Source organism: Megasphaera intestinihominis, from assembly GCF_040096415.1.
Taxonomy (GTDB): domain Bacteria; phylum Bacillota; class Negativicutes; order Veillonellales; family Megasphaeraceae; genus Megasphaera; species Megasphaera intestinihominis.
Window position 1 is genome coordinate 1 of sequence record NZ_JBBMEU010000138.1, and the last position, 1206, is coordinate 1206.

1 rRNA gene is annotated in these 1206 nt (G+C 52.7%); it reads left to right on the forward strand.

From position 1 onward, the window contains the following. Positions 1–1206 (forward strand): 23S ribosomal RNA (locus WMO23_RS11330); the annotation flags it as partial.

Consider the following 1206-nt stretch of genomic DNA (forward strand, 5'->3'; position numbering starts at 1 on the left):
ATGGGAAACCAATCCGGGGTTGTGGACTGCTATCAAATGCATGAGTGAAGCAGAATGAGCTGGGAAGCTCAGCCAGAGAGAGTGAGAGCCTCGTAGGCGTAAGCAAGTGCATGGAGCAGGATCCGGAGTACCACGGGACACGAGAAACCCTGTGGGAAGCTGGGGGGACCACCCTCCAAGGCGAAACACTGATATGGACCGATAGCGCATAGTACCGTGAGGGAAAGGTGAAAAGAACCCCGGGAGGGGAATGAAAGAGAACCTGAAACCGTATGTCTACAAGCAGTCGAAGACCTTTATATGGTCGACGGCGTGCCTATTGAAGAATGAACCGGCGAGTTACTTCAGCTAGCGAGGTTAAGCAGAAAATGCGGAGCCGCAGCGAAAGCGAGTCTGAACAGGGCGTATAGTTAGTTGGAGTAGACCCGAAACCACAGTGATCTACCCATGTCCAGGTTGAAGCACAGGTAAAAATGTGTGGAGGACCGAACCAGTGAGCGTTGAAAAGCTTTTGGATGAGATGTGGGTAGGGGTGAAATGCCAATCGAACGTGGAGATAGCTGGTTCTCCCCGAAATAGCTTTAGGGCTAGCCTCATGGCGAGAGTACAGGCGGTAGAGCACTGAACGGGGTAGGGGCCTATCCGGCTACTGAACCTAATCAAACTGCGAATGGCTGTACTTATCCATGGGAGTCAGACTGTGAGTAATAAGGCCCATAGTCAAGAGGGAAACAGCCCAGACCAACAGCTAAGGTCCCCAATGCCGTACTAAGTGGCGAAGGATGTGGAATTTCGAAAACAACCAGGATGTTGGCTCAGAAGCAGCCACCATTAAAAGAGTGCGTAATAGCTCACTGGTCGAGAGACTCTGCGCCGAAGATGTCCGGGGCTAAAGTACGGAACCGAAGCTTTGGCAATTAACATAAGTTAATTGGGTAGGGGAGCGTTCCTGCATGGGAGAAGCCTGACCGGAAGGACAGGTGGACAGGCAGGAAGAGAGAATGCCGGTATGAGTAGCGAAAAGAAGGGTGAGAATCCCTTCCACCGAAAGCCTAAGGGTTCCTGGGCAACGATCGTCGTCCCAGGGTAAGTCGGGACCTAATCCGAGGCGGAGACGCGTAGGAGATGGACAACAGGTTGAAATTCCTGTACTGGCTGAGGCCGTTTGAGCGAAGGAGTGACACAGGAAGGAAGGCGCGCGTGCGA